Raw genomic sequence first — 7,119 nt, forward strand, 5'->3', positions numbered from 1 at the left:
CGGCCTTATCAGAGAGTACTTGCCTAAGGGTTGTGACTTTAGACAAGTCTCTGATGATGAGATGCAGGACATTGAGAACAAATTAAACAACAGACCAAGAAAACGATTAGGGTTTAAGACGCCTATGCAGGCGTTCTATAATATTAATTAGCGTTGCACTTGGTGTGTTAATCTAAGTTGTTTTTTATAAGTTGTTTTTTATACTTTAGTCTTCGTACCTTTAGATTTCACCTTAATCGTACCGGTTTCTACAAACTCGCCTTGATGTTCGCTACCCAACTCTTTACAAAAACGGCGCTGTACTTTATTTCCTTGATACAATTCAACACATAAGGGCTCTGGTGACGCGGTATCTAACAAGCTACCTGAACTTTCACTAGATTTCTTTTGATAAGCTCGCAGCTGATAAGTATCAGCGTCAACAAAATCGTGAATCATTGCAAACCGTTCAACATAGCCCAGATTGTTCTCTGGATAGAAATTAACTTGCACCTCTCGTTTGGCAGGCTTGAGCCGTGCATAGTAATTGGTGAGCCCAGCCATGCCTGAAGCAGATAAGGGTACAATTTTTATCTCATTGTTCTTAGTAATCGGCGTCATGTCCATTTTCATGGTTGCTTGCACACGATTACTACCAATATAACCTGCTTCCTTGCCATTCACAGTAGTCATTGCAACGAGCATAGCAGGATTAATAGGCTCATGGGTATCAGCTGCAATCACTGGCACCTTATCGATACGTGCAATTTCACAGTGGTAAGTACCTATACAAGCTATATTTACTTCGCCAGTGATAGGTTGGATTTTGCCTGCCCACGCTGTAGCGCTTTCTGCCTCATCTATTTTCTGATAGCCAGTCAAGAGCTGACAGCCTGACAACCATAAGCTTGCAGCAACAATGCTACTTGTCCATAAAACATAACGTTTTTTATTCATAATGACGGCTACTATTCATAAGAGAAACAATAAAATACTTTGAAAAACCATACTTCATTTTAGCCAGTTCGCCACCATAACTCAACGTTCCATTACTACTGTTCATTAATTTTATGAGCAATAACCTATAGATCTTTCGTTTAGGCGCGTACCTCGTTGAATATCCAAGGCGTTTTTTGCATCATTTCTTGCTCATAGTTTTTGATAACATCGCTTTGCTGCAAAGTAAGACCAATGTCATCTAGACCATTTAGTAAGCAATGCTTACGAAAATCATCCACTTCAAATGCATACTCTTCACCCGTTGGCGTAATAACAACTTGACGCTCAAGATCTGCAGTCAATTCATAGCCTTCGTTAGCTATAGTAGCTTTCATCAATGTATCAACGATATCTTCAGCCAATACAATTGGCAACATGCCATTTTTGAAGCAATTGTTATAAAAGATATCAGCGAAGCTAGGTGCAATTACTGTACGAAAACCGTATTCAGACAATGCCCAAGGTGCGTGCTCACGGCTAGAGCCACAACCGAAATTGCGACGTGCTAGTAATATAGTAGCACCTTGATAACGCGGTTTATTCAAGACAAAGTCTGGGTTAATCACTCGTGTACTATTGTCTTGACCCGGATAACCTTCATCAAGATAACGCCAGTCATCGAATAAGTTGACGCCAAAACCTGTGCGCTTAATAGATTTTAAAAACTGTTTTGCGATAATTTGATCAGTATCAACGTTTGCACGATCTAATGGGCAAACGATACCAGTTTGGGTGTTATATGCTTGCATAAAATTTCCTATAAATGATATTTTTGTTGATGCATAGTCGTTTTAAAATGTCCGCACATCTACAAAGTGACCTGCCAATGCGGCTGCCGCTGCCATCGCTGGACTAACCAAATGCGTACGACCACCATTACCCTGACGACCTTCAAAGTTACGGTTAGACGTAGAAGCACAATGCTCTTGTGGCTCAAGTTTATCGGCATTCATGGCAAGACACATCGAGCAACCCGGCTCGCGCCATTCAAACCCAGCTTCAGTAAACAAGGTATCAAGCCCTTCCGCTTCTGCTTGTAATTTCACTTGCCCGGAACCCGCCACTACAATGGCTTCTTTAATATTATCAGCCACTTTACGGCCTTTGATTACGGCGGCTGCATCACGCAAATCTTCAATACGTGAGTTGGTGCACGAACCAATAAAGATACGATCTAGTTGGATATCCGTGATTTTCTGACCAGCCTCTAGGCCCATATAGGTATAAGCACGTAACCAACCTTCTTCTTGTGCTTCATCCGATGCTTGATCAGGAGTTGGCACTGATTGTGTAATATCAACAACCATTTCAGGTGACGTACCCCAAGATACTTGTGGGGCAATTTCGCTACCGTCAATCTCAACCACACTATCAAATACAGCATCAGCATCTGAATACAAGGTACGCCAGTACTGTTCGGCTTGTTGCCATTGTTCATCAGTTGGTGCATACGGACGACCTTTAACATAATCGATAGTGATATCATCGACAGCAACCATACCCACGCGTGCGCCCGCTTCAATCGCCATGTTACAGACGGTCATGCGTCCTTCCATGCTCATTTGTTCAAATACCTGCCCTGCAAATTCAATCGCATAGCCTGTGCCACCAGCCGTACCAATTTTTGCAATGATAGCCAATACCACGTCTTTTGAGGTCACGCCTGCACCAAGCTCACCCGTGACACGAATCTGCATGTTTTTTGATTTCTTTTGAATCAAACACTGAGTTGCCAATACATGCTCAACTTCAGACGTACCGATACCATGTGCCAAGCAACCAAGTGCGCCATGAGTGGCCGTATGCGAGTCACCGCAAACAACGGTCATACCTGGCAATACTAAACCTTGCTCAGGACCGACAACATGCAAGATACCTTGACGCGCATCGTTAATAGTAAATTCAGCAATATCAAATTTGTCACAGTTATCATCTAAGGTAACTACTTGCAAACGCGAGACTTTGTCTTTGATACCAGACACGCCTTCTAGACGTTCTTTAGACACCGTTGGTACATTATGATCAGGGCTAGCGATATTGGCAGATAAACGCCATGGCGCTCTATTAGCCAGTTGCAAGCCTTCAAATGCTTGCGGACTGGTCACTTCATGCAGTAAGTGACGATCGATATAAATCAGGCTCGAACCATCATCACGTTTGGTGACTTCGTGAGCGTTCCAAAGTTTGTCATATAACGTCTGACTGGCCATATTGCTATCCTTTATTGTTTGCTAGCTACTTAATTTTCGATGGCTTACACAATAGTAAACAAGAAGTTTTATATCTATTTATAACCGTTTAGTGACATTTTGTCGTCTATGTCTATTAGAACCTACTGAACACAAAATACCGATTATTTATATTTATTGTTGCAATCGCCTATTAAAACAAGCTTTATACTACAATTTATCAAGTTAATATAATAAATATGTTTTGATGTCTTGTGATTATAGCAGGCTAATCCTATAATAATAATTGATGATTTTTAACCAGACGCAAACTTTTATTTCTAATACATTATGATTAGGTCAGGCAACTTTTATTTATAGCTCGCTAAGTAGCTAAGGACATCCTCTTGAACACCACAAACTTAACGACATTCGTCACCGTTATGCATACAGGCAGTATTTCTGGCGCCGCAGAAAAGCTGTTTATCACTCAGCCTGCTGTCAGTAAACGCATCAAAAATTTGGAAGATGAATTTGATATTACCCTGTTTGATACAGTAGGCCGCGGGATCGTGCCGACCCAAGCTGCTAATGAGATGCTACCACACGCTAAGCGTTGGTTAGAAGATTATGAGAATTTTAAAATCAACCTACAACATTCTCAACATATCGTGTCTGGAAAACTGGTCATTGGTACTAGCCATCACATAGGTTTACATCATCTAGCACCTGTACTCAAACACTTTATACAAGCCTACCCTGCAGTGCAGTTAGAGGTTCATTTTGTCGATTCAGAAGCCGCACACAAAGCTGTATTAGACGGTGATTTATCATTGGCCTTTGTCACGTTACCACCTGTTTACGATAAGCGTTTAACTTATCACACCCTATGGTCAGACCCTCTCTACTTTATGACGGGTACGTTATCACCTCTAGCAACGAAATCTAATGTCACCTTAGAACAATTAGCACGCTATCCTGCTATTTTGCCATCTGCCAATACCTTTACCAGTCAAATTACATTGGCTGAATTTGCTAAGCACAATCTAAAACCTTATGCCACCATGAGCACTAACCCTCTTGAGTCTATTCGTATGTTGGTTTCTGTTGGACTTGGTTGGTCAGTATTACCACAAACTATGGTTAGTCAAGATTTAGAACGTATTGACATGGCTGACAATATTGAATTACAACGCCACCTAGGCGTGGTTATCAATCCAAAACTAACACAATCTAGTAGTGTAACAGCGCTACTAGATTTGCTCGCACCTATTGAGTAAAAGTTACTAAACTGTGCTCGATCTTTCGAGCATGGCACTGATAGAAGCTAGTAGAGGCTAGTTTTAGACAGTTTGACATCAGAAGCAGTAGGGCCTGTTGTTTTAAACGTCTATGTTTAATACATTAAAATGGTAAAAATACCTCTGTGATCTGATGTTAAAACTGTCTCCTAGATTTATATAAGAGTCGCATTTTAATCTCGTTAAAGCTCACGCATCACCGTCATTTTACGCCTTATATAAAAACGTTTTAATGATCAGAAGTGTTTATTAATGAATATTAAACACGCCTGATTTATAACGATTGTGCAATGATTTTTCAGCACAAAAAGGGCGCTATTCGCATTTTTGGCACTCATACGCTATAATAGCTTTAAGATTGTCTCTATAACAAAAACTTACCGTAAAGATACTGATAGTAATCACATCGAACATTTTTAGTAATATATGATGTTTAATAGTAGCTTTGATGGTTTTAAATGATTGGTTATACAGGCGGTTTATATTGATATATAACTAGCAACTGCGAGAAATTAACACAGATAAAGAAAAGTGCGAATTTTTATCGCTTTCAGAGTATTGCTCAATTGGTATTAGCCCCAGAACAGCATCAATCATATAAAACTAACAGCAAATATTGAATAAAAGCCATTATGTCCTACTTAATGGCTTTTTTTCTTTAGATATTGTTTAGGACATCTTCTTACGAAAACTTAATTTTTAGAGTTAAAATAATTACAGCCAACACTGTTGGTTAAGGAACATTTATATGAACGGAGTTTCTAGTGGCGTGCTAATATCACTTGGCGCTTATTTTTTAGTGATGATAGGGATTGGCGTTTATGCTTACTTTAAGCAAGCCAATGACACTGAAGGCTATATGTTAGGAGGACGTAATTTAGGACCAGCCGTAACAGCGCTGTCGGCAGGTGCCTCAGATATGTCAGGTTGGTTATTACTTGGTCTACCCGGTTATATGTTTGCCGATGGTGTGGTCAGTATCTGGATTGCCCTTGGTTTAACACTTGGCGCATTATTGAACTATCTTATCGTAGCACCACGCCTTCGTGTTTATACCGAAGTCGCTGACAACGCTATTACCTTGCCTGATTATTTCGCCAACCGATTCGAAGACAAGTCGCACATGTTGCGTGTTATTTCTGCACTCGTCATCATTTTATTCTTTACTGTTTATACCGCAGCTAGCTTAGTCGGTGGTGGTAAACTCTTTGAAAGTTCGCTGAACCTATCTTACAGTACAGGCCTTTGGGTCACCGCAGGTGTGGTTGTCGCATACACTTTATTCGGTGGCTTCTTAGCTGTTTCAATGACCGATTTTGTGCAAGGTGTCATCATGCTATTTGCGATGGTGATTGTTCCTGTCGTTGCGTTTACTGACTTAGATGGTATTTCAGCCACTACTGAGGCAGTTAGAAATATCGATCCAAACTTACTGAACGTTACTAGTGGTATGAGTGTTATTGGTATTATCTCTCTAATGGCATGGGGTTTAGGCTATTTCGGTCAGCCACATATTATCGTACGCTTTATGGCAATTCGCTCAGTTAAAGACGTACCTACTGCACGTAATATTGGTATGAGCTGGATGGTTGTCAGTCTTGTTGGTTCACTAATGACTGGTTTTGCTGGTCGCGCCTATGTACAAAAGACTGCTATGACACTAGATGATCCTGAAACTATTTTTCTAGTATTTACGCAGTTTTTATTCCACCCACTAGTATCAGGCTTCCTATTAGCAGCTATTTTAGCAGCCATCATGAGTACTATCTCATCGCAATTATTAGTAGTATCAAGCTCACTAACCAAAGATGTATATAAATTATTCTTTGATAGAGAAGCACCAGAAGCTCGTCAAGTATTGGTAGGCCGTATATCAGTTATCATCGTTGCTATCGTTGCTATTATGCTAGCGTCTAATCCAGAAAGCTCTGTATTGAACTTGGTTTCTAATGCATGGGCAGGATTTGGTGCAGCCTTTGGGCCATTGGTTATCTTCAGCCTAACATGGCGTGGTATGAACCGTAACGGTGCTGTTGCTGGTATGGTCATTGGCGCATTGACTGTCATTTTGTGGATTTATGGTCCTTTCGAAGTCAATGGTACGGCACTTAACAGCTGGTTATATGCTATCGTTCCAGGCTTTATATTAAGCACTATCGCTATCTTTGCCGTTAGTATTATGACTGGTGGTCCAAGACCTTCTGTCTCTGCAAAATATAAAGAGATGGAACTAAACATAAATCAGTAAGCTGATAATTTATCTTGTCGTAACAAAAAAACCTCGTCATTATTGACGAGGTTTTTTTTGGTGACTAGCTCATGTTAATCATTCACAAAGAAGCTGTTTATCTCTATAACGCTTATAGATAAGACTTAAAGTAACGGTAATGCCTTTGTTTGCCTTAACGAGTATTACCACACACTGCCTATATAGCTCTAAGGAAGCAGCTCTAATGTTAATTTGTAGGGATAGGTCGATATGTATAGTCAGTCCTAAATAAAAGAGGTACAACTACGCGATATGGGTTACGTTTTTCTTGCTTGCTGTGCCTGCTCAGACAGAGGCGGCGCAAAATGTAACCCGTATCGCTGTATTTATTTTATAGTGAATCAACTATAGTGGCATAATTAAATTGGACAACTGCTAAGAGGCTATACTAACCCAAAGAAGG

5 protein-coding genes and 1 pseudogene are annotated in these 7,119 nt (G+C 40.3%); 3 read left to right on the plus strand and 3 right to left on the minus strand.

Annotated elements, in window-relative coordinates; all coding sequences use genetic code 11:
* Nucleotides 1-151, plus strand: a pseudogene (locus tag EI164_RS17135) (IS30 family transposase); the annotation flags it as partial.
* A gap of 47 nt (nt 152-198) precedes the next feature.
* On the opposite strand, the gene EI164_RS13515 reads toward EI164_RS17135, so the two are convergent.
* The 3 genes from EI164_RS13515 to leuC form a co-directional block, all read right to left on the minus strand.
* Nucleotides 199-936, minus strand: coding sequence for a hypothetical protein (locus tag EI164_RS13515; protein ID WP_192520457.1), 738 nt, complete (start codon nt 934-936; stop codon nt 199-201).
* Between the two features lie 140 nt (nt 937-1,076).
* The gene (gene leuD / locus EI164_RS13520) at nt 1,077-1,727 is read right to left on the minus strand and encodes a 3-isopropylmalate dehydratase small subunit (protein ID WP_192520458.1); all 651 of its coding nucleotides are present in this window, start codon (nt 1,725-1,727) and stop codon (nt 1,077-1,079) included.
* A gap of 42 nt (nt 1,728-1,769) precedes the next feature.
* A complete protein-coding gene (gene leuC, locus EI164_RS13525) occupies nt 1,770-3,188 on the minus strand; it encodes a 3-isopropylmalate dehydratase large subunit (RefSeq protein ID WP_192520459.1) in 1,419 nt (472 codons plus the stop codon).
* Between the two features lie 365 nt (nt 3,189-3,553).
* Here leuC and EI164_RS13530 point away from each other — a divergent pair, with 365 nt between their 5' ends.
* Entirely contained in the window at nt 3,554-4,426 is an 873-nt protein-coding gene (locus EI164_RS13530) for a LysR family transcriptional regulator (protein ID WP_192520460.1), read from the plus strand.
* A gap of 769 nt (nt 4,427-5,195) precedes the next feature.
* Nucleotides 5,196-6,695 (plus strand): sodium/proline symporter PutP, encoded by a 1,500-nt coding sequence (putP, locus tag EI164_RS13535; protein ID WP_192520461.1) that lies wholly within the window; start codon nt 5,196-5,198, stop codon nt 6,693-6,695.
* Nucleotides 6,696-7,119 lie beyond the last annotated feature (424 nt).

It is taken from the genome of Psychrobacter sp. FME13, assembly GCF_014861395.1.
In the GTDB taxonomy this organism is placed as follows: Bacteria; Pseudomonadota; Gammaproteobacteria; order Pseudomonadales; family Moraxellaceae; genus Psychrobacter.